The following is a 19,412-nucleotide window of genomic DNA, read 5'->3' on the forward strand; positions in this document are numbered from 1 at the left end:
GCGTCGGCCCGACGCTTCACGGGCGGACCGGGCAAGGACCTTGCATCGGATCGCGTACCGGGACCGGCGTCCTGCGCAGCTCGGTTCCCGCGCGGCCGGCGGCGTGAAGGTCTCTCCCCTCCCCGCGAGGCGGCGATCGAGGCGGCAGGGTAGGAGGGGGAGCGCCTTGGACCTGAACACCATCGCGGCCGTCGCGACGCCCCGGTCGCGGGAGGAACTGACCGGCTGGCGGCCGGGCGACGCCTGGCTCGCGGGCGGGACGTGGCTGTTCTCGCAAGCCCAGCCGGCCCTGACCCGGCTCGTCGACCTCACCCGCCTCGGCTGGCCGGATCACGCGATCAGCGACGAGGGCCTGTCGCTGGCGGCGACCTGCACCATCGCCGCCCTCGACCGGATCGACCTGCCGCCCGCCTGGGTCGCCGCCCCCCTGGTCGGGCGCTGCTGCCGGGCGTTGCTCGGGTCGTTCAAGATCTGGACCCTGGCCACGGTCGGCGGCAACGTCTGCCTGGCGCTGCCGGCCGCCCCGATGATCGCCCTGGCGACGGCCCTGGAGGGCACCTGCGTGGTCTGGACGCCCGACGGCGGCGAGCGCAGGGTCGGCATCCTCGATTTCGTGGTGGGCGCCCAAACGGTGGCCCTGGCACCGGGCGAGGTCCTGCGCCGCATCGACCTGCCGGCGGCGGCCCTGCGGCGGCGGACCGCGTTCCGGCAGGTGTCGCTCAGCCCCAACGGCCGTTCGGGCGCCCTGCTCGTCGGTACGCTGGACGCTGACGGCGGCGTCGCCCTCACGGTGACGGCCGCGACCCGGCGGCCGTTCCGCCTCGCCTTTCCGGCCTGCCCGGAGGCGGGGGCGTTGCGGGGGGCCATCGCGGCCGCGATCCCCGAGGCGGCCTATCACGACGACGTCCACGGCGCGCCGGACTGGCGCCGGCACATGACCCTGGTGCTGGCCGAGGAGATCCGCGCCGAGATGGCGAGGGAGGAACGGGCATGATCCTCACCGTCAACGGCGAGGTGCGAGAGGCCGCGCCGCGCCCCGGCCAGTGCCTGCGCACGCTTTTGCGCGAGCACGGCTGGTACGGGGTCAAGAAGGGCTGCGACGCCGGCGATTGCGGCGCCTGCACCGTCCACCTCGACGGCGAGCCGGTCCACTCCTGCCTCGTCCCGGCGTTCCGGGCCGAGGGCCGGGCGATCACCACCATCGAGGGGTTGGCCGGCCCGTGCCGGCCGGGCGAGGGCCCGCCGGCGGTGCTGCACCCGATGCAGGAGGCGTTCCTGGCCGCTCAAGGCTTCCAATGCGGCTTCTGCACGCCGGGCATGATCATGACGGCGGCCGCCCTCGACCAGGGCCAGCGTCGGGATCTCGCCACCGCCCTCAAGGGCAACCTGTGCCGCTGCACCGGCTACCGGGCGATCGGCGACGCCATCGCCGGGATCGGCCACGTCGACCGGGACACCGATGGGGCGCCCGACCCGTGCGGGCGCAACCTCCCCGCCCCGGCCGGCGCGGCGGTGGTCTCGGGCACCGCCCGCTACACCCTCGACGTTCCGCTGGAGGGCATGCTGCACATGAAGGTGCTGCGCTCGCCCCATGCCCATGCCCGCGTCCTGCGCATCGACCGGGCCGCCGCCCTGGCCGTGCCCGGCGTGGTCGCGGTCCTCACCCACGATGACGCGCCGGCGAAGCGCTTCTCCACCGGCCGCCACCAGGACCCGCTGGACGACGCCCGCGACACGCGGGTGCTCGATGATGTGGTGCGCTTCGTCGGCCAGCGCGTCGCGGCGGTGGTGGCCCTGGGCGAGGCGGCGGCCGAGGCCGGCTGCGCCGCCCTCGTCGTCGACTACGAGGTGCGGCCGGCGGTGTTCGACCCGCACCGTGCCCTCATGCCCGAGGCGCCGCCGGTCCACGCCCGGGCCGGCGGCGCGGCCGGCACCCACTCCAACCTCGCCGCGGAAGTCCACGGCGAGATCGGCGACGTCGCGGCGGGTTTTTCGCAGGCCGACCTGATCCACGAGGGCACCTACGTCTCGCAAAGGGTGCAGCACGCCCATCTCGAGACCCACGCCGCCATCGGCTGGCGGGACGCGGCCGGCCGCCTGGTGATCCGCTCGAGCACCCAGGTGCCGTTCCTGACCCGCGACGCCCTGGCCGACCTGTTCCACCTCGCGCCCGAGGCGGTGCGGGTGGTCTGCGGCCGGGTCGGGGGCGGATTCGGCGGCAAGCAGGAGATGCTGACGGAAGACCTCGTGGCGCTGGCCGTGCTCGCCACCGGCCGGCCGGTCGCCTGGGAGACGACGCGCGAGGAGCAGTTCGTGGGCGCCACCAGCCGCCATGCCATGCGGGTGGGCGTGAAGATCGGCGCCCTGCGGGACGGGACGCTCACCGCCATCGCCCTGCACGTGGTCTCCGACACCGGCGCCTACGGCAACCACGCCGGCGGCGTCATCCACCACGGCTGCAACGAGGTGATCGGGGTCTACCGCTGCCCCAACAAGCGCGTCGACGCCTACGCGGTCCACACCCACACCGTGCCCGCCGGGGCATTCCGCGGCTACGGCCTTAGCCAGACGGTGTTCGCGGTGGAATCGGCCATGGACGAGCTCGCCCGCGGCCTCGGGATCGACCCCTTCGCGATGCGGCGCCTCAACGTCGTGCGGCCCGGCGACGCCATGGTCTCCACGAGCCTGGCGCCGCACGACGTCGCCTACGGCAGCTACGGGCTCGACCAGTGCCTCGACCGGGTGGAGGAGGCCTTGGCGGCGATGCCGCCGGCCGTTCCCCCCTCCCCCGACTGGCTCACCGGCGAGGGCATGGCGATGGCGATGATCGACACCATCCCGCCGCGTGGGCATGTCGCCGAGGCGAGCGTCGCGCTCACCCCCGAGGGGCGCTACGCGCTGTCCGTCGGCACCGCCGAGTTCGGCAACGGCACCACCACCGTCCTCGGCCAGATCGCCGCCTCGGCGCTCGGCACCACGCCGGACCGGATCGCGATCCGGCAGGCCGACACCGACGCGGTCGGCCACGACACCGGCGCCTACGGCAGCACCGGCATCGTGGTGGCGGGACAGGCGAGCCTGCGCGCCGCCACCGCGCTCGCCGAGGCGATCCGGGCCGCGGCCGCCGCCCGTGCCGGGGTCGCGGCCGAGGTTTGCCGGCTCGGGATCGACGCCGTGGCGGTGCCGGGCGGCGCCGTGGCGCTCGCCGACCTGGCGCGGGAGGGCGCCCTCGTCGGGCATGGCCGGGCCGACGGGACGCCGCGCTCGGTGGCCTTCAACGTCCAGGGGTTCCGGGTGGCGGTGCACCGCCTCAGCGGCGAGGTCCGCATCCTCGACAGCGTCCAGGCGGCGGACGCGGGCCGGGTGATGAACCCGATGCAGTGCCGCGGCCAGATCGAGGGCGGCGTGGCGCAGGCCCTGGGGGCGGCCCTCTACGAGGACATGCGGATCGACGACGCGGGCGCGGTGACGACGCGGACGTTGCGCGACTACCACGTCCCGTCCTTCGCCGACGTGCCCCGCACCACGGTGCTGTTCGCCGACACCCACGACGGCATCGGGCCGCTCGGCGCCAAGTCGATGAGCGAGAGCCCGTTCAACCCGGTCGCCCCGGCTCTGGCCAACGCCATCCGCGACGCCACCGGCGCCCGCCTCACCCAGACCCCTTTCGCCCCCGACCGGATTTTTCGTGCGGTGATGGCGACGGCGGGTTCGGGTCTGGAGGGCCCTCAGCGCCCGTAGATGTCCTCGACGCGGACGATGTCGTCCTCGCCGGTGTAGGAGCCGACCTGGACCTCGATGAGTTCCAGCGGGATCTTGCCCGGGTTGGTGAGGCGGTGCATCGCGCCGATCGGCAGGTAGATCGCCTCGTTCTCGTGGACGAGGGCGACGCTGCCGTTGAGGGTGACCTCGGCGGTGCCGCGCACCACCACCCAGTGCTCGGCCCGGTGGAAATGCTTCTGCAGGGAGAGCCGCCCGCCCGGGGTCACCATGATGCGCTTGACCTGGAAGCGCTCGCCGATGTCGATGCGCTGGTACCAGCCCCACGGGCGGTAGATCCGGCGATGGGCGTCCGCCTCCGGATGCGCCTTGTCGCGCAGGACCGTGACGAGGTCCTTGACGAGGCCGGAGCGGGCCTTGGAGGTGACGAGCACCGCGTCGGCGGTGGTCACCACCACCACGTCGTCGAGGCCGACCACCGTGGTCAGGTGCTCGCCCTCGCTGTGGACGAGGCTGCCGCGGGTGTGGAGCAGCTCGACCCGCCCGCGCACGGCGTTGCCGTCCGGGTCCTTGTCGAGCACGGACCAGACCGCGTCCCAGGTGCCGACGTCCGACCACGGGAACGAGACCGGCAGGACGCCGGCATGGGTGGTGCGCTCCATCACCGCGTAGTCGATGGAGGTCTTGGGCGCGCGGGAAAAGGCCGGGGCGTCGAGGCGGATGAAGTCGAGGTCGCGGGTCGCCTGCGCCAGGGCGCCCTCGGCGGCCTCCAGGATCTCGGGGACGTGCGCGCGCAATTCGGCGATCATCACGTCGGCGCGGAACAGGAAGTAGCCGGAGTTCCACAGCGCCCCGTCGGCGATCAGCGCCTCGGCACCGGCCGCGTCCGGCTTCTCGACGAAGCGCGCGACGGTGCAGGCCGCGCCGTCGCCCTCCAGCGGGCGGCCCCGGCGGATGTAGCCGTAGTCGGTGGCCGGCCGCGTCGGCTCGATGCCCAGGGTCATGATGTAGCCGGCCCGCGCGCCCTCGGCCGCCGCCCGCGCCGCCGCGGCGAAGGCGGCGGTGTCGCCGATGACGTGGTCGGCGGCCATGATCAGCACCACCGCGTCCGCCGCGGTGGCCGCGGCGTGCAGGGCGGCCACCGCCACGGCGGCGGCGGAATCGCGCCGCTCGGGCTCGAGCAGGATGTCGGCGGCGATGCCGGCCTGGGCGAGCTGCTCGGCGACGATGAAGCGGGCGTCGCTGGAGGTGATCACCGTGGCCCGCCCGAAGCTCGCCGCGTCGCCGACGCGCCGGACGGTCTCCTGGAAGGTCGAGCTCGTCGGGCTCACCAGGGCGGTGAACTGCTTGGGCATGCTCTCGCGGGAGGCCGGCCACAGGCGCGTGCCCGAGCCGCCGCACAGGATCACCGGGAGGATCAGGGGAGTGGGCATGTCCGTCATCACTGAGCCTTCGTCTGGAGCGCGCGTCGTCATGGAGGGGTCACCGGCCGGGTCGGGTCCGCGCCGACGCGGCGGCGGGCATCCTCCAGGACGGACAGAAGGGTATCCTCCCAGGGCACGGCCGGCGTCCAGCCGATCGCCGCCGCGAGGGCGGCGGCGCTGCCGCTGGCCACCGGGATCTGGGACGGCCGCATCCGCTCGGGCGCGACCCGGACCTCGAAGGGCCGCCGCGACAGCCGGCGCAGGGCCTCGAGGATGTCGCCGATCCGGCGCGCCTCGCCCGAGGCGATGTTGAACACCGACAGGCCGGGCAGGCCCTCGGCCTTCTCGACGAGGGCCACGTAGGCGCAGACGACGTCGCGGACGTCGAGGAAGTCGCGCCGCGCGTCGAGGTCGCCGACCGCGATCACCGGGGGCGTCACCCCGGCCTCGATCCGGGCGATCTGCGCGGCGAAGGAGGGAACGACGAAGCGCTCGTCCTGGCCCGGGCCGCTGTGGTTGAACGGCCGCATCAGCACGACCCGGTGGCCGCCCCCGTGCAGGATGTCGGTCAGCACCTCCTCGCCGACCCGCTTGGTGCGGGCATAGGTGCCGGCGGGCTGCGGCGGGGTCGCCTCGTTCACGGGACAGCCATCGAGGAAGGCGCGTCCGTAGACCTCGCCGGTGCTCGCGAAGAAGAAGCGTGCCCCCGGCGCCAGGTCGGCGACGGCCTCGGCCAGGGTGACGAGGTCGCCGACGTTGGCCCGCCAGGTGCCCGCGCGCGCGCCTTCCGACTGCTGGACCGAGGACGCCGCCGCCAGGTGGAGCACGTCGGTGGGCCGGAACGCGCCGATCACGTCCCGGACCGCCGCGCCGTCGGCGAGATCGGTGTCGCGATAGGCCATCGGCGGCGCGGGGATGCCCGGGACAGGGGCGGCCGCCGCCGTTCGCCCGATCCCCAGGAGGCACGCATCGGGAAAGGCCCGCACGAAGGCGGGGGCGGCGTGGCGCCCGACGAACCCGTTGATGCCGGTGACGAGGATGCGCCTCACGTCGTCGTCCTCCGCTCCATAGCCCGTGTGCGTTCGTCCGATGACACCGAACCGGTCCCGGTGCGGCCGTCACCCGCCCGTGCGCAACCGGACGAGATCGGCGTCCACCATTTCGGTGATCATCTCCTCGAGGGTGATCTGCGCCTTCCAGCCGAAGGTCCGGGTCGCCTTGGCGGGGTCGCCGAGGAGCACGTCGACCTCCGCCGGCCGGTACAGGGCAGGGTCGACGACCACGTGGTCCTCGTGGCTCAGGCCGACGTGGCGGAAGGCGATCTCGCACATGTCGCGCACCGTGGTGGTGCGGCCGGTGGCGATGACGTAGTCGTCCGGCGTGTCCTGCTGCAGCATCAGCCACATCGCCCGGACGTAGTCCCTGGCGTGGCCCCAGTCGCGCTTGGCGTCGATGTTGCCGAGCCGCAGCTCGCCGGCGAGGCCGAGCTTGATCCGCGCCACCCCGTCGGTGACCTTGCGGGTCACGAACTCGACCCCGCGCAGGGGCGATTCGTGGTTGAACAGGATGCCGTTCGAGGCGTGGAGGTTGAAGCTCTCGCGGAAATTCACGGTCATCCAGTGGGCGTAGAGCTTGGCGACCCCGTAGGGCGAGCGCGGATAGAACGGCGTCGCCTCGTTCTGCACCTCCTCTTGGATCAGGCCGAACATCTCGGAGGACGAGGCCTGGTAGTAGCGCGTGTCGGGCTTGAGGTTCCTGACGCATTCCAGGAGGTGGACGGCGCCGAGCCCGGTCACCTGGCCCGTCAGGATCGGCTGCTGCCACGAGGCCGTGACGAAGGATTGGGCGGCCAGGTTGTAGATCTCGTCTGGCTGGACCTGATGCACGATCCGCGACAGGCTCGAGGGATCGATGAGGTTGCCGTCGAGCATGTGGACGTGGTCGGCGATGCCGAGCCACTTCAGGCGGTGGTCGTAGATGCCGGCGTGGCTCGAGCGACGGACCACGCCGAAGACCTCGTAGCCCTTGTCGAGCAGCAGCTGGGCCAGGTAGGCGCCGTCCTGCCCGGTCACTCCCGTGATCAATGCGCGCGGGGCTGCCATGGGACGGTCCTCAGCGGTGTTCGGGACGAGGGCCGCCGGCTCCCGACCAAAAACCGCGTCCCCTCAAGGCGTTGATGGAGACGCATCGGCGCGTTCCGCCGTACCGGATGCCCGGGGGGCACGCAAGGGGCCGGACCATCCCGCCGGCCGGAGCCGGCACGCCCGACGATGCCGTCGTCCTCGCGACGCCGGCATCGCGAGGCGACGGGGATCAGAGCAGTTGCGAAAAGCTGCGCTCGGACCAGGACGTGCTCGACACCGGCCGGCGCGGCGGGGCCTCGCCGGTGCGGTCGGCCTTGGCCGGGCGCGGCCGGCGCGGGGCGGGCACGGCCTTGGCGAGGCGCTCGGGCTTGGCCGGGCCGCGGATCGCGTCGCTCTCGAACAGGATCGCGTGCCCGTCGAGGTCGGTGATCCAGCCGTCCTGCAGCCAGCCGATGGGGCGCCCGCCGTAGTCGACCACCATGTCGCCGTCGAGGTAGGCGGCGGGCCGCCCGTCCCAGAAGTAGAGGGATGCGCCGTCCTCGCAGAAGGCGGTCGCCCGTCCCTGTCGATCGTAGAAGGCAATCATGACGGGATCCGTGTCCGACGCGCGGGGAACCGGGCGTCCCCGTCACAAGGTAGGGCCGAACGCGGGAACGGCGAGGACGACGCCCCCGTCAGGCGGCATCCGCCTCCCGCCGCCCGAGCCAATCGGCCGCCAGCGTCGCGTCGGTCGCGGTCAGGCCGTGGCCGCCGGGCAGCACCCGGTGTTCCACCCGCGCACCGCGCTGCGCCAGCCCGGAGGCCAGACGCCCCGCGTTCTCCTGCGGCACGATCGGGTCGGTCGCCCCCGACAGCACCAGCACCGGCAGCCCGGCGAGATCCGCCTCCGGCCAGGCGCGCAAGGGGACCATGGCGCGCAGGAGCACGGCGCCCGCGAGCACGCCGGGCCGCAGGAGTAGGGTCGCGGCGGCGATGTTGGCGCCGTTGGAGAATCCCACCGCGATCGGCCGGCCGATCCCGTAGGCGTCCCGCGCGGCGACGACGAAATCGGCGAGGTCACGAGCGCGGCGTTCCACGTCCGCCTCGTCGAACACCCCTTCGGCCAGACGCCGGAAGAAGCGCGGCATGCCCCGCTCCAGCACCGGCCCGCGCGGCGACAGCAGGGCCGCCCCGGGTGCGATCGCCTGCCCGAGCGGCAGCAGGTCGCCCTCGTCGCCCCCTGTCCCGTGCAGGAGCAGGAGGGCAGGGCGCCCCGGCACCGTGGCGGGCGCGAAGCGATGGACGAAACCGAGGGTGGCGGCGGTCATGGCGGGCTCCTGCAGGGGATTCAGCGATGCCGCCCCCGCGCCGGTCGTGGCGGCGCGGGGGCGGTCGCGGTCAGGCGAGGGCGGGCAGCACGCCTTCGATGCGGGCGCGCTGGGCCTCGAGGAAGGCCGGCAGCTTGAGCGCCCCGCCGAGGTCGGCCACCGGCTCGTCGACGGCAAAGCCCGGGACGTCGGTGGCGATCTCGAACAGGATGCCGCCGGGCTCGCGCAGGTAGACCGAGCGGAAGTACTGGCGGTCGCGCTGCTCGGTCACGGCGAGGCCGTGGTCCCGCGTGAGCCTGTCCACCATCGCCGCCTGCTCGGCGTCGTCGGCCGCACGGAAGGCGATGTGGTGGACCGAGCCGGCCCCGGCCCGGCCGCGCTGTGCCTCCCCGACCCCGCGCAGGGTGACGAACCCGCCCAGATCCGCGCCGCTGGCGTAGCGCACCGTGTCGCCCTCGCGGGCGACCTCGGCAAAGCCCATCACGTCGGTGAGGATCGCCGCCGTCGGGCCGGTCTCGGCGAGCCGCAGCGTCACGCCGTGGATGCCGCGGATCGCCTCCCCGGCCGGTACCTCGCCGCCGCTGCGGGCCGGCGCCGGCCCGGCCTCGTCGACCCCCACCAGGGCGAGGGCCATGCCGTCGGGATCGACAAAGCGCAGCACCGTGTCGCCGAAGCGGCGCACCGGCGGATCGACGGCGATGCCGTGGCCGGCCAGGCGGTCGATCCAGGCCCCGATGGCGCCGCGCGGCACGGTTAAGGCGGTCTCCTCGGTCTCGCCGGTGCCGACGTGGCCACGGGCGGCCTGGGCGATGGGGAAGAACGTCAGGATCGTGCCGGGCCGGCCGGTCTCGTCGCCGTAGTAGAGGTGGTAGGTGCCCGGATCGTCGAAGTTGACGGTCTTCTTCACGAGCCGCAGCCCGAGCACGCGGCCGTAGAAATCGAGGTTGCGCCGGGCCGGGCCGGACAGGGCGGTGACGTGGTGGATGCCGTGGCGGATGCCGGGGACGGACATGACGATGTCTCCTTCGAAGGGCGTTCGGTCCGGTGGGACGGACCCCGTGACGCCGATATGGAGCTTGCCAGCCCTCGCATAAACGGAAACGATGGAAACCCATCGTTTCGCAAAAGCAGGGTTGCCATGCGCCTACCCGATTTCGAGGCCTGGGCGATCTTCGCCAAGGTGGCCGAGGCCGGCTCCTTCGTGCGGGCCGCGGCCGACCTCGGCCTGTCGAAGGGCACCGTCTCGAAGGCGGTGAGCCGGCTCGAGGCGCGCCTCGGCGCCCCGCTGTTCCACCGCACCTCGCGAAAACTCTCGCTCACCGAGACCGGGCGGCAGGCCCGCGAGGGCGCCGCGCGGCTGCTGGCGGAGGGAGAGGCGGCCGAGGCGCTGGCGATGGCCACCACGGCCGAGCCGCGCGGCCTGGTGCGGCTGGCCTGTCCGATGTCGTTCGGGGTGCTGCACGTGGCCCCGCTGCTGCCGGCCTTCCTCGCCGCCCATCCGCAGGTGCGGATCGACCTGGCGCTGAGCGACGCCGTGGTCGATCTCGTGGGCGAGGGCTTCGATCTCGCCCTGCGCATCGCGGCGCTGGCCGATTCGAGCCTCAGGGTGCGCCGCCTGTGCCCGATCCGGCGTTCGCTGGTGGCGGCCCCGGCCTATCTCGACCGGCACGGCCGGCCGCAGGCGCCGGCCGACCTCGCCCACCACGCCTGCCTCGGCTACGCCCACCTCCCGAGCCCCGACCGCTGGCGCTTCGTGAGCGAGACCGGCGAGGAGGCGAGCGTGGTGCCGGGCGGGCCGCTGCGGGCCAACAACGCCGACGCCCTGACGCCGGCGGTGCTGGCGGGCCTCGGCCTCGCCGTGCAGCCCGATTTCATGGTGTGGGAGGACCTGGCCGCCGGCCGGCTCGAACGGGTGATGACGGCCTGGGCGCCGCCGCCGATCGCCCTCAACCTGGTGATGCCCCCGGGTGCCCTGCGCCCGGCGCGGGTGAGCGCGCTGATCGGCTTCCTCGAACGGGAACTGGTGGCGCGGCCGTGGAACACGCCGGGGCCGTGACCGGATGTGACGGGCTGGTCCCAGTCGTGCTTACGGTTGTCCGACAGGCGCGCGCGCAAGGAACATGCGCAAGGACCGCGTGCAAGACGAACCATGATCGACGGGGGGACGGATGGCGGCCAAGGCGCAGACACACGACGGCACCGGCAAGGTCGGGTCGATCTGCCGGTCCCTGCGCCGGGCCATCGTCGAGCGGGCGCTGCTGCCGGGGGACCGCCTGCCCGAGGATGCGCTGGGCGAGCGCTTCGGCGTCAGCCGCACCATCGCCCGCCAGACCCTGGGGCAGCTGGCGGCGGAGGGGCTGGTGGAACTGCGCCGCAACCGCATCGCCGTGGTGGCGACCCCGAGCTGGGAGGAGGCGCGCGACACCTTCGAGGTCCGCATCTCGCTGGAGCGCCTGGTGATGCAGCGCCTCGTCGGGCGCATCGGCCCGGCCCAGGAGGCGGCGCTGCTCGCCCATATCGAGGAGGAGGACGCCGCCCGCCACGGCACCGAGGCCGCCTCGATCCGGCTCGCCACCGAGTTCCACCTGCTGCTCGCCGAAATGACCGGCAGCCCGGTGCTCGGCCGCTACGTCGGCGAACTCGGCTACCGCTGCGCCCTGATCCTGTCCCTGTACAGCCGGCCCCATTCCTCCGATTGTGCCGTGAGCGAGCACCGCGAGATCGTCGCCGCCCTGGTGGCGGGAGACGCCGAGCGGGTGATCGCGCTCATGGACCACCACCTCGACGCGGTGGCCGAGCGCGCCCACATCGTCGCCGAGCCCCCCCGCGACCGCGACCTCGGACGCCTGCTGGCGCCTTATGTCGAGGGCGGGGCGGCGAGGCGGAAGGCGGGGTGAGGGGAGCGGTCTCGGCCGGAACCCAATTGAGCGAAACGCGCAGCCCTCACCCCCCCACCTCCGGCAGCCGCCCGGCGTAGTCCGCGATCCCGCCGGCCGTCGTCAGCCAGACGTCGTCCCGCCGCGACGCGATATGGGCCAGGGCGGCGCGCAGCGGGCGCAGGCGGTGGGGCTGGCCGACGATGTAGGGGTGGAGGGCGATGCCCATCACCAGGGGCGCGGCGGCACTCTGCGCTAGCATCTCGTCGAAGGCGTCGACGATCATGTCGGAAAAATCCCGGGCCGAGTCCTTGCGCGCCACGATGGCGGGGATGTCGTTGAGCTCCTGCGGGTAGGGCACCGAGAGGATGCGCCCGCCGCCGCGGGTGGCAAACCACACCGGCTGGTCGTCGTGGGCCCAGTCGAGGAGATAGCGGTAGCCGGCCTCGGCCAGGAGGTCGGGGGTGACGCGCGACTGCGAGATCCAGGGTCCGAGCCAGCCGGCCGGGGCGCGGCCCTCGTGACGGGTGAGGGTGGCGGTGGCCTCGGCGATGAGCGCGCGTTCGGCGGCCTCGTCGAGGGGGCCCTGGCGCTCGGCGTTGGTGCGGCCGTGGCCGACGATCTCGTCGCCGCGTGCCCGGAACGCCTCGATCAGGCCGGGGCAATCGGCATAGAGCCGGCTGTTGACGAGCACGCTGGCGGGGAGCCGCAGGTTGTCGAACGCCTCGGCGAGCCGGAACGCGCCGACGCGGTTGCCCCAGTCGCGCCAGGCGTAGTTCAGCACGTCCGGCTGCGGCCCGCCCGGCGCCAGCTCGGCCCCGAGGCCGGAGCCGAAATCGAAGGTCTCGAGGTTGAGGGCGACGTAGACGGCCAGGCGCCTGCCCTCCGGCCAGTCGTAGACCGGCCTTTGCGGGAGGGCGCTGTAGCCGTAGCGGCCGTGTCCGGGAATCGTATCCATGGGGTGTCTTCGTGAGGGGTGGAGAGATCAGGCGGCGCCGAGGTAGGCCGCTTCCAGGGCCTTGTCGGCGGCGAGCTCGGCGGCCGAGCCGGCGGTGACGACGCGGCCCTGTTCGAGCACGTAGCCGCGGTCGGCCACGGTGAGCGCCAGGGCCGCCATCTGGTCGACGATGAGGATGGTGACGCCCTGGTCGCGCAGCTCCGCCACCACGGCGTAGAGGGCGTTGATCATCGCCGGGGCGAGGCCGAGGGACGGCTCGTCGAGGAGGAGGATGCGGGGTTTGGCCATCAGCCCGCGGGCGATGGCGAGCATCTGCTGCTCGCCCCCCGAGAGGAGGCCGGCCCGGCTGCCGGCGCGCTCGCGCAGGCGCGGGAAGCGGTCGAGCAGGGCCTCGATCTCGGCGGGGTCGAGGGCCTCGGCCCGGCCGTGGGCGCCCAGGCGCATGTTCTCGATGACGGTGAGTTCGGGAAACACCTGGCGGCCCTCGGGCACCAGGGCGAGGCCGAGTCGGGCGATGCGGTGGGCCGGCAGCGCCGCGATGGCGACGTCGTCGAGCAGGATGGTGCCGGTGACCGGGCGCAGCAGGCCCGCGAGGGAGCGCATGGCGGTGGACTTGCCGGCCCCGTTGGCGCCCAGCAGCGCCACCGTCTCGCCGGGGCGCACCTCCAGGGCGAGGGCGTCGAGGACCGGCGCGGCGCCGTAGCCGGCGGTGAGCCCCTGCGCGAACAGCACCGCGTCGGCCGGCCCGCGCCAGGGTGTCTCGCGGGGCCTCGCCGGCGTATCGGCCCCGCCGAGGTAGGCGCGCAGCACGGCCGGATCGGTGCGGACGGCGGCGGGCGTGCCCGCGGCGATGGGCTGGCCGGCGTCCATGACGAGGACGTGGTCGGAGACGCTCATCACCAGCGGCATGTCGTGCTCGACCAGCACCACGGCGATGCCGCATCCGGCGATGCGGCGCAGGAGGCCGCCGAGCGCGTCGGTGTCGGCCCGGGTGAGGCCGGCGGCGGGCTCGTCGAGCAGCAGCACGCGGGGGCGGCCGGCCAGCGCCCGCGCGATCTCCACGAGGCGACGGTCGACGTGCGGGAGTTCCCCGGCCGGCCGGTCGAGGCGGCCTTCGTAGCCGGCAAAGTCGAGGAGGGCGGCGGCGTCCCTGGCGTCGCCGGCACGGGGCCAGCGCCAGAGCCGGCCCGGATCGAGGGCGAGGACGACGTTGTCGAGGACGCTGAGCGAGCCGAACAGGCGGGTGGTCTGGTAGGTGCGGGCGATGCCGGCCCTGGCGATGGCATGGGCGGGCGCACCGGCGAGATCCGCGCCGGCGAGGCGTATGGCGCCGGCGTCCGGCCGGTAGAAGCCCGAGACCATGTTGAGCACGGTGGTCTTGCCCGCGCCGTTGGGGCCGATGAGGCTGGTGACGGCGCCGGGGGCGGCCGTCACCGAGACGCCCTCGGCCGCGCGGATGCCGCCGAAGGCGATGCCGATGCCCTCGATCGCCAGGGGCTCGCCGCCACGCCGGTAGAGCAGGCGCGTCACGTCGGGCGAGGGCCGGGGCGGCTCGGGGGCGGGCTTGGGCAACAGTCGCGCCAAAGTCCCGATCAGCCCCGAGGGCACCAGCCACAGCACCACCAGGGTGGCGAGGCCGAAGAACAGGAGCCGGTATTCGGCGAGCCCCGCCAGCAGTTCCGGCAGGAGCACGGTCACGAGGGCGCCCACCAGCGGCCCCAGCACCGTGCCGGCCCCGCCCACCACCACCGAGAGGACGAACAGGATCGACTGCGAGAACGGGAACGAGCTCGGCGCGATGAATAGCATCAGGGGCGGCAGCACCGCGCCGGCCAGCGCCGTCAGCGCCGCCGAGATCGCGAAGGCCAGGGTCTTGACCCGCACCGGGTCGAACCCGAGGGAGGCGGCGGCGACATCGGCGTCGCGCACCGCCCGCATGGCCCGGCCGAGGCGGCTCAGCGCCAGGCGGTGGAAGCCGTAGAGGGCGCCACCCGCTCCGAGGACCGAGAGGAGCGCCAGCTCGCGCTCCAGGAACGCGTGGCCGAACAGGGTCGGGCCGCCGATGACGACGAGGCCGTTCTGGCCGCCGGTCAGCGCCCCGCCCTCGATCAGCCCGTGCTCGACGATGAAGCCGAAGGCGATGGTGACCATGGCCAGGTACGGCCCCTTCACCCGCATCGCCGGGATCGCGAGCAGCCCGCCGATGCCGGCCCCGATCAGCGCGGCCGCCGGCAGCGCCAGCCAGAAGCTCACCCCGGCCAGCGTCAGGATCGCGCTGGCGTAGGCGCCGATGGCGTAGAACCCGGCGTGGCCGAACGACATCAGCCCGGTCAGGCCGAGAAGCACGTTGAGGCCGGTGCCGGCGATGGCCGTAAGCGCGACGAGGGCGATCACGAAATGCGCGTAGCCGGAACTGACCAGCACCAGGGCGAGGCCGGCCAGGGTGAGGCCGGCGATGGCCAGCGGCATCGCGAGAGGCGAACGCAGCATCGCTCAGACCTTGTTGACGGCGGCGCGACCGAGCAGGCCGTCCGGCCGCAGGGCGAGCGCCAGGATGATCACCGAGAACACGACGATCTGGGTGTAGGTCGAGCCGAGGGTGGCGGTGACGAGCGCCTCGGCGAGACCATAGAGGAGGCCGGCCAGCACCACGCCGGTGGCCGAGCCGATGCCCCCCAGGATCGCCACCGCGAAGGCCTTGATGCCGAACAGGGTGCCCATCTCGGCCGAGACCGAGAACAGCGGCGCGATCAGCAAGCCCGCCACCCCGGCGAGCAGCGCCGAGAGGGCATAGGCGCAGGCCACGGTGCGGCGCACGTCGATCCCCATCAGCCGGGCGGCGTCGGCGTTCTGGGCCACCGCGAGCAGGACGCGGCCGAGGTCGGTCCGCCGGAACACCGTCCGGATGGCGAAGGCCACCCCGAGGCCGACCACGGGGATGACGAGTTGCAGGGGATAGAGGCCGGTGCCGAGGATCTCCACGGGCCTGGTGGCCAGCACGGAGGGCAGGCTGCGCGGCTCCTTGCCGAAGGTGAACAGGATGGCGTTGTCGAGGACGATGCCGCCGGCCACGGTGGCCAGCAGCCAGGAGTCGGACGCCCGCTCGACGAAGGGCCGCACCAGGAGGCGTTCCACCACGAGTCCGAGCAGCGCGCAGCCGGCGAGCGCCAGGAGCACGGCCAGCGGCATCGGCCAGCCGAGGGTGACGCCGAGGGCGTAGCCGAGCACCGCGCCCAGGGTCACAGCACTCCCTTGTGCGAAGTTGACGGTGCCCGACACCACGTAGGTGACGTGGAACCCGAGCGCGATCAGCCCGTACATGCTGCCGAGGCCGAGGCCGCTGACGAGGGTTCCGGTCAGCATGGGGTGGAGCCTTTCGGGTTGGCGGGGGCCGGACGTCGGACCGCAGGAGACGCCGGATCGGGCGCGGGTCCCTTCTCCCAGGGGGAGAAGGACAGGTTGAGGGGCGTGCCCCCTCCGGAACGGTCACTCCCCTCACCCCTGCGCTCTCCCCCTGGGAGAGGGAGCCCGTCGCGGCGCACGAACGACGTTGCGCCCTCGGAATCGGGTTGCGACGGGACCACCGGCAGCCCACCCCTCCCTTCAGTTGCCCACCGCGACGATCTCGCCGTTCTGGAACCGGGTGAAGACGTAGTCCTGCGGCCCGAGCGCGTCGTGCTGGCCGGGGGCGAAGGGTTTTTCGTAGGTCTTGATCAGGCCGGGATAGGTGGCGACCTTGTAGAAGCCGTCGCGCACCTCCGGTCCCTTGGCGGAGCCCGCCGCCTTGATGGCCAGCGCCAGGAGGTGGGTGGCGTCGTAGGCGTTGGCGATGCCCACCGCCGGGGTGACGTCGGCCATCGACTTGATCGCCGGGTACTTCGCCTTGAGGGCGGTCAGCACCGCGGTCGCCTTGGGAGACGTGTTGCCGGCAAAGGTGAAGGTCTGGATGAAGTGGACCTTGGCGGCACTCGGGCCGGCCAGTTCGTCGAAGCGCCCGCCGGCAGGGCCCCAGTGCGAGACCACCGGCACGCTCCAGCCCATCCGGTCGAGGGATTTGACGACCTGCGCCGAGGGGCCGACGTTGCCGACCATGAACAGGGCGTCGGCGCCGGCCTCCTTCAGCCGGGTGAGCTGGGGCACCATGTCGACGTCGGAGGCCTCGAACTTCTCGATGCCGGCCGCGGGCAGGTTCGCGCCCTTCAGGGCGGCGGTCAGGCCCTTCTCGTTGGACTCGCCCCAGGCGTTGTTGACGAGGATCATGCCCGGCTTCTTGGCGCCGTAGGTCTTGACCGCGTAGGCCACCAGCGCCTCGTCCACCAGCGCATCCACCGCCGAGACCCGGAAGGCGTAGTTGTCGGCGGCCCCGTTGCGGGTGATGCCGGTGCCCGCCGCCCAGGGGCCGAGGAAAGGCACCTTCATCTGGTTGGCGATGGGGACGATGGCCATCGACACCGGCGTGTCGAGGCCGCCCACCAGCGCCACGACCCCGACCCGCTGGACGAGCTCGCGCGCGGCGAGCACGCCCTTCGAGGGGTTGGCCTCGTCGTCGCGGGCGACGAGTTCGAGGGGCTGGCCGAGCACGCCGCCGGCGGCGTTGATCTCGTCGATGGCCAGCCCGATGCCCCGCGAGATCGCCTCGCCGGACTTGGCCGACTGGCCGCTCAGCGCCGTGACGAGGCCGATCTTGAGGGTCTCGGCCGCCTGGACGCCCGAGGCCAGACCCAGCCCGATCAGGGCCACCGTCCCCAGGGCCAGCCGGCGTGTCGGCGATCGGCGTCCTTCGGCCTTCGGAGCCCGGGCGTTCGGAGCCTGAGTTTTCAGAGCCTGAGGTTTCAGAGCCTGAGGTTTCATGGCCTGGGCGTTCATGGCGTCGTCTCCGGCTGAGGGTTACGGGCCTTTGCGCAACGGCCGTGCCATGCGCGTCGCATGGGCTGACGCCTTGCAGAGTCAGGCGAATCTCGGTTCGATGACGCCTCGCTGCCCAGATCGGCGCCAAACTGCATGCACTTGATGCATACACTTCGGCGCGATTCGCGCAATCCTGCCGCCGGACCCGATCCTGCCGCCCTCTCGAGGAGACCCCAGCCATGACGACCGGACCAGCCACCGACACGACGCAGCGCGACGCGGCCGTCGTCACCGCCTATCTCGAAGCCTCGATGGTGCCCGACCCCGAGCGGGCGGCGGGCTACATGGCGCCGGGCATCCCGATCACCTTCACCGGCGCCCGGCTGTTCCACCACCCGCGCGAGGTCACCGCCTTCAACGCCGGCCGCTACGCCTGGGTGAAGAAGCGCATGGAACGCCTCGACGTGGTGCCGGGCGACGGCGTCACCACGGTCTACAGCCTCGGCACCCTCTACGGCGCTTGGCCCGACGGCACCCCCTTCGAGGGCAACCGCTACGTCGACCGCTTCACCGTGCGCGACGGGGTGATCGTGACCATGGAGGTCTGGAACGACAGCGCCGAGCGCCTGCTCACGAAGCACGGGATCACCGCCTGAAGGGGGAGCCCGCGGCGTTGACAAACGCCGGCCCGGCCGTCTGTCCTGCGCTGGACCCATGCTGTTCACCCGCCTCTCCGACGACCTGTTCCGGCCGCTGGCCTCCCCGAGCCGGGCCTTCAACGCGGCCCTGCTGCTGCACCTGCACACCCGCGTCTTCGCCGACGTCGCCGACCCCCTGCGCAAGGGCGAACTCCTCACCGAGATCGGCGACTTCGCCGAGGCCTTCAGCCAGGGCGAGATCGCCGACGACGAGACCACCCCGGCGGACCCGGTCGAGCGCCGCTCGGCGATCTACCGGCGCCTGCTCGATGCCGGCTGGCTGACGGAGCGGCGCGAGCGCTACGTGCCGGTGGTGGAGTTCGACCCCGAGGCCCGCCTCCTCATCGAGGAGCTGGCCCGGCTCGACAGGGGCGAGACCCGCTCCTACGGCGGCGCGGTGCTGGAGGTGCTCGGCAGCCTGGAGAGCGCCATCGCCAACCCGGCCGACCGCTCGGAGGCGCTGGTCAATGCCGCCAAGGCGTCGCGCGCCTTCCTCGGCCACCTGCGCAGCCTGGCCGGGGCCATGCGCAAGGTCGAGGAGCGCATCCTGCGCGAGGACGACCAGCGCGCCGCCTTCCGGCTCTACTTCGAAGAGTTCGTCGCCCGCCACCTGGTCAGCGACTACCGCACCCTCCACACCCGCCTGAACCCGTTCCGCTTCCGCTCCGGCATCGTGCGCGAGGCGGCCCGGGCCCTGCGCGACGCCCTCACCATCCGCGCCCTGGCCGAGGCCGGCCTGCGCGAGGGCCGCGCCCCGGACCTGGGAAGCGCCGAACGGACCGTGCGCGGCGATCTGGCCGAGATCCTGGCGGTCTTCGAGGGGCTCGACCGGCATCTCGATGCGGTTGACGCGGTGGTCGCCCGGCTCGAACGGCGGATCGCGGCGGCCCTGCGCTACCTCGACCACCGCGATTCCGACCGGATCGAGCGGGTCGCCGCCGCCCTGCGGGCGGTGGGAGCGACGGGCACCCCGCCCGATCCGCCGCCGATGGCTCAGGTCTCGCTGCTGCACCCGCCGGTGGGCGAGCCCCACCTCTACCGGCCGCGCAACGCCCGCCGCCCGATCCTGGCCGAGCCGCTGCCCGAGATCTGGCTCGATCCCGCGGTGGAGGCCTTCATCGCCGCCAAGGACGCCTTCCGCCAGCGGGTGGCGGTGACGCCCGAACGGATGATCGCCTTCGTCGAGGGCCAGCTCGGCCGATCGACGGCGATCCGCGGCTCGCAGATCCGGGTGACCGACGTCGACGCCTTCGTGGTGTTCCAGCGCCTGCGCGAGCTCGACGTGCTGTTCGACGGCGCGCTCGGCCAGCGCTACCGCCTGTCGCGCCTGGAGGGCCGTGTCTCCAACGGCTGGCTCGACTGCCCGGATTTCCTGCTGGAACGGACCGGGCTGCGGGTGGTGCGGGAGCGCTGAGGCGAGGTCCAGCGGGGGGCGCATCCCCCTCCCCCTCGCGGGGAGGAAAGCGCGTGGCGGGTCCCGCTGTCCGCTTTGGACGG

General features: G+C 73.3%; 16 protein-coding genes. 6 read left to right on the plus strand and 10 right to left on the minus strand.

Going from position 1 to position 19,412, the window contains the following annotated elements:
• Positions 1 to 166 precede the first annotated feature (166 nt).
• Positions 167 to 994: an FAD binding domain-containing protein gene (locus ASG40_RS03520; RefSeq protein WP_055880479.1), complete on the plus strand. Its 828-nt coding sequence runs from the start codon at positions 167 to 169 to the stop codon at positions 992 to 994.
• Positions 991 to 3,741, plus strand: a complete 2,751-nt coding sequence (locus ASG40_RS03525) for a molybdopterin-dependent oxidoreductase (protein ID WP_055880481.1) — start codon at positions 991 to 993, stop codon at positions 3,739 to 3,741. Before ASG40_RS03520 ends, ASG40_RS03525 begins: the two co-directional genes overlap by 4 nt.
• On the opposite strand, the gene ASG40_RS03530 is transcribed toward ASG40_RS03525, so the two are convergent.
• The 6 genes from ASG40_RS03530 to ASG40_RS03555 form a co-directional block, all read right to left on the minus strand.
• Positions 3,729 to 5,153: a mannose-1-phosphate guanylyltransferase/mannose-6-phosphate isomerase gene (locus tag ASG40_RS03530; RefSeq protein WP_156387552.1), complete on the minus strand. Its 1,425-nt coding sequence runs from the start codon at positions 5,151 to 5,153 to the stop codon at positions 3,729 to 3,731. The two genes, ASG40_RS03525 and ASG40_RS03530, sit on opposite strands and share 13 nt — an antisense overlap.
• 38 nt (positions 5,154 to 5,191) lie before the next feature.
• Positions 5,192 to 6,193 carry an NAD-dependent epimerase/dehydratase family protein gene (locus ASG40_RS03535; RefSeq protein WP_055880485.1) on the minus strand — a complete coding sequence of 334 codons (1,002 nt, stop codon included), beginning with the start codon at positions 6,191 to 6,193 and terminating at the stop codon, positions 5,192 to 5,194.
• A 69-nt stretch (positions 6,194 to 6,262) separates the two neighbouring features.
• Complete coding sequence (gene gmd / locus ASG40_RS03540; RefSeq protein ID WP_055880488.1) at positions 6,263 to 7,246, minus strand: GDP-mannose 4,6-dehydratase; 984 nt, start codon at positions 7,244 to 7,246, stop codon at positions 6,263 to 6,265.
• Positions 7,247 to 7,457: 211 nt separating this feature from the next.
• Positions 7,458 to 7,814, minus strand: a complete 357-nt coding sequence (locus ASG40_RS03545) for a 4-fold beta flower protein (protein ID WP_055880497.1) — start codon at positions 7,812 to 7,814, stop codon at positions 7,458 to 7,460.
• Between the two features lie 88 nt (positions 7,815 to 7,902).
• Positions 7,903 to 8,535 carry an alpha/beta hydrolase gene (locus tag ASG40_RS03550; protein WP_055880500.1) on the minus strand — a complete coding sequence of 211 codons (633 nt, stop codon included), beginning with the start codon at positions 8,533 to 8,535 and terminating at the stop codon, positions 7,903 to 7,905.
• Positions 8,536 to 8,605: 70 nt separating this feature from the next.
• Positions 8,606 to 9,547, minus strand: a complete 942-nt coding sequence (locus tag ASG40_RS03555; protein ID WP_055880503.1) for a ring-cleaving dioxygenase — start codon at positions 9,545 to 9,547, stop codon at positions 8,606 to 8,608.
• A 126-nt stretch (positions 9,548 to 9,673) separates the two neighbouring features.
• On the opposite strand from ASG40_RS03555, the gene ASG40_RS03560 reads away from it, so the two are divergent.
• Entirely contained in the window at positions 9,674 to 10,591 is a 918-nt protein-coding gene (locus ASG40_RS03560) for a LysR family transcriptional regulator (protein WP_055880506.1), read from the plus strand.
• Positions 10,592 to 10,703: 112 nt separating this feature from the next.
• Positions 10,704 to 11,432, plus strand: coding sequence for a GntR family transcriptional regulator (locus tag ASG40_RS03565; RefSeq protein ID WP_055880509.1), 729 nt, complete (start codon positions 10,704 to 10,706; stop codon positions 11,430 to 11,432).
• A gap of 46 nt (positions 11,433 to 11,478) precedes the next feature.
• Here the strand turns inward: ASG40_RS03565 and ASG40_RS03570 are convergent, their stop codons facing one another.
• The 4 genes from ASG40_RS03570 to ASG40_RS03585 all read right to left on the minus strand — a co-directional run bounded on the left by ASG40_RS03570 (position 11,479) and on the right by ASG40_RS03585 (position 17,235).
• Complete coding sequence (locus tag ASG40_RS03570; RefSeq protein ID WP_055880511.1) at positions 11,479 to 12,369, minus strand: polysaccharide deacetylase family protein; 891 nt, start codon at positions 12,367 to 12,369, stop codon at positions 11,479 to 11,481.
• 27 nt (positions 12,370 to 12,396) lie between these two features.
• Entirely contained in the window at positions 12,397 to 14,859 is a 2,463-nt protein-coding gene (locus tag ASG40_RS03575; RefSeq protein ID WP_055880514.1) for a branched-chain amino acid ABC transporter ATP-binding protein/permease, read from the minus strand.
• A 3-nt stretch (positions 14,860 to 14,862) separates the two neighbouring features.
• On the minus strand, positions 14,863 to 15,732 hold the full coding sequence (locus ASG40_RS03580) for a branched-chain amino acid ABC transporter permease (protein ID WP_055880517.1): 870 nt from the start codon (positions 15,730 to 15,732) through the stop codon (positions 14,863 to 14,865).
• Between the two features lie 240 nt (positions 15,733 to 15,972).
• Positions 15,973 to 17,235, minus strand: a complete 1,263-nt coding sequence (locus tag ASG40_RS03585) for an ABC transporter substrate-binding protein (RefSeq protein WP_244480511.1) — start codon at positions 17,233 to 17,235, stop codon at positions 15,973 to 15,975.
• A 221-nt stretch (positions 17,236 to 17,456) separates the two neighbouring features.
• Here ASG40_RS03585 and ASG40_RS03590 point away from each other — a divergent pair, with 221 nt between their 5' ends.
• Positions 17,457 to 17,873: a nuclear transport factor 2 family protein gene (locus ASG40_RS03590; protein ID WP_055880522.1), complete on the plus strand. Its 417-nt coding sequence runs from the start codon at positions 17,457 to 17,459 to the stop codon at positions 17,871 to 17,873.
• A gap of 58 nt (positions 17,874 to 17,931) precedes the next feature.
• The gene (locus ASG40_RS03595; RefSeq protein ID WP_055880525.1) at positions 17,932 to 19,329 is read left to right on the plus strand and encodes a Wadjet anti-phage system protein JetA family protein; all 1,398 of its coding nucleotides are present in this window, start codon (positions 17,932 to 17,934) and stop codon (positions 19,327 to 19,329) included.
• The last annotated feature ends 83 nt before the right edge of the window (positions 19,330 to 19,412 follow it).

This window comes from Methylobacterium sp. Leaf399 (assembly GCF_001424525.1).
Taxonomy (GTDB): domain Bacteria; phylum Pseudomonadota; class Alphaproteobacteria; order Rhizobiales; family Beijerinckiaceae; genus Methylobacterium.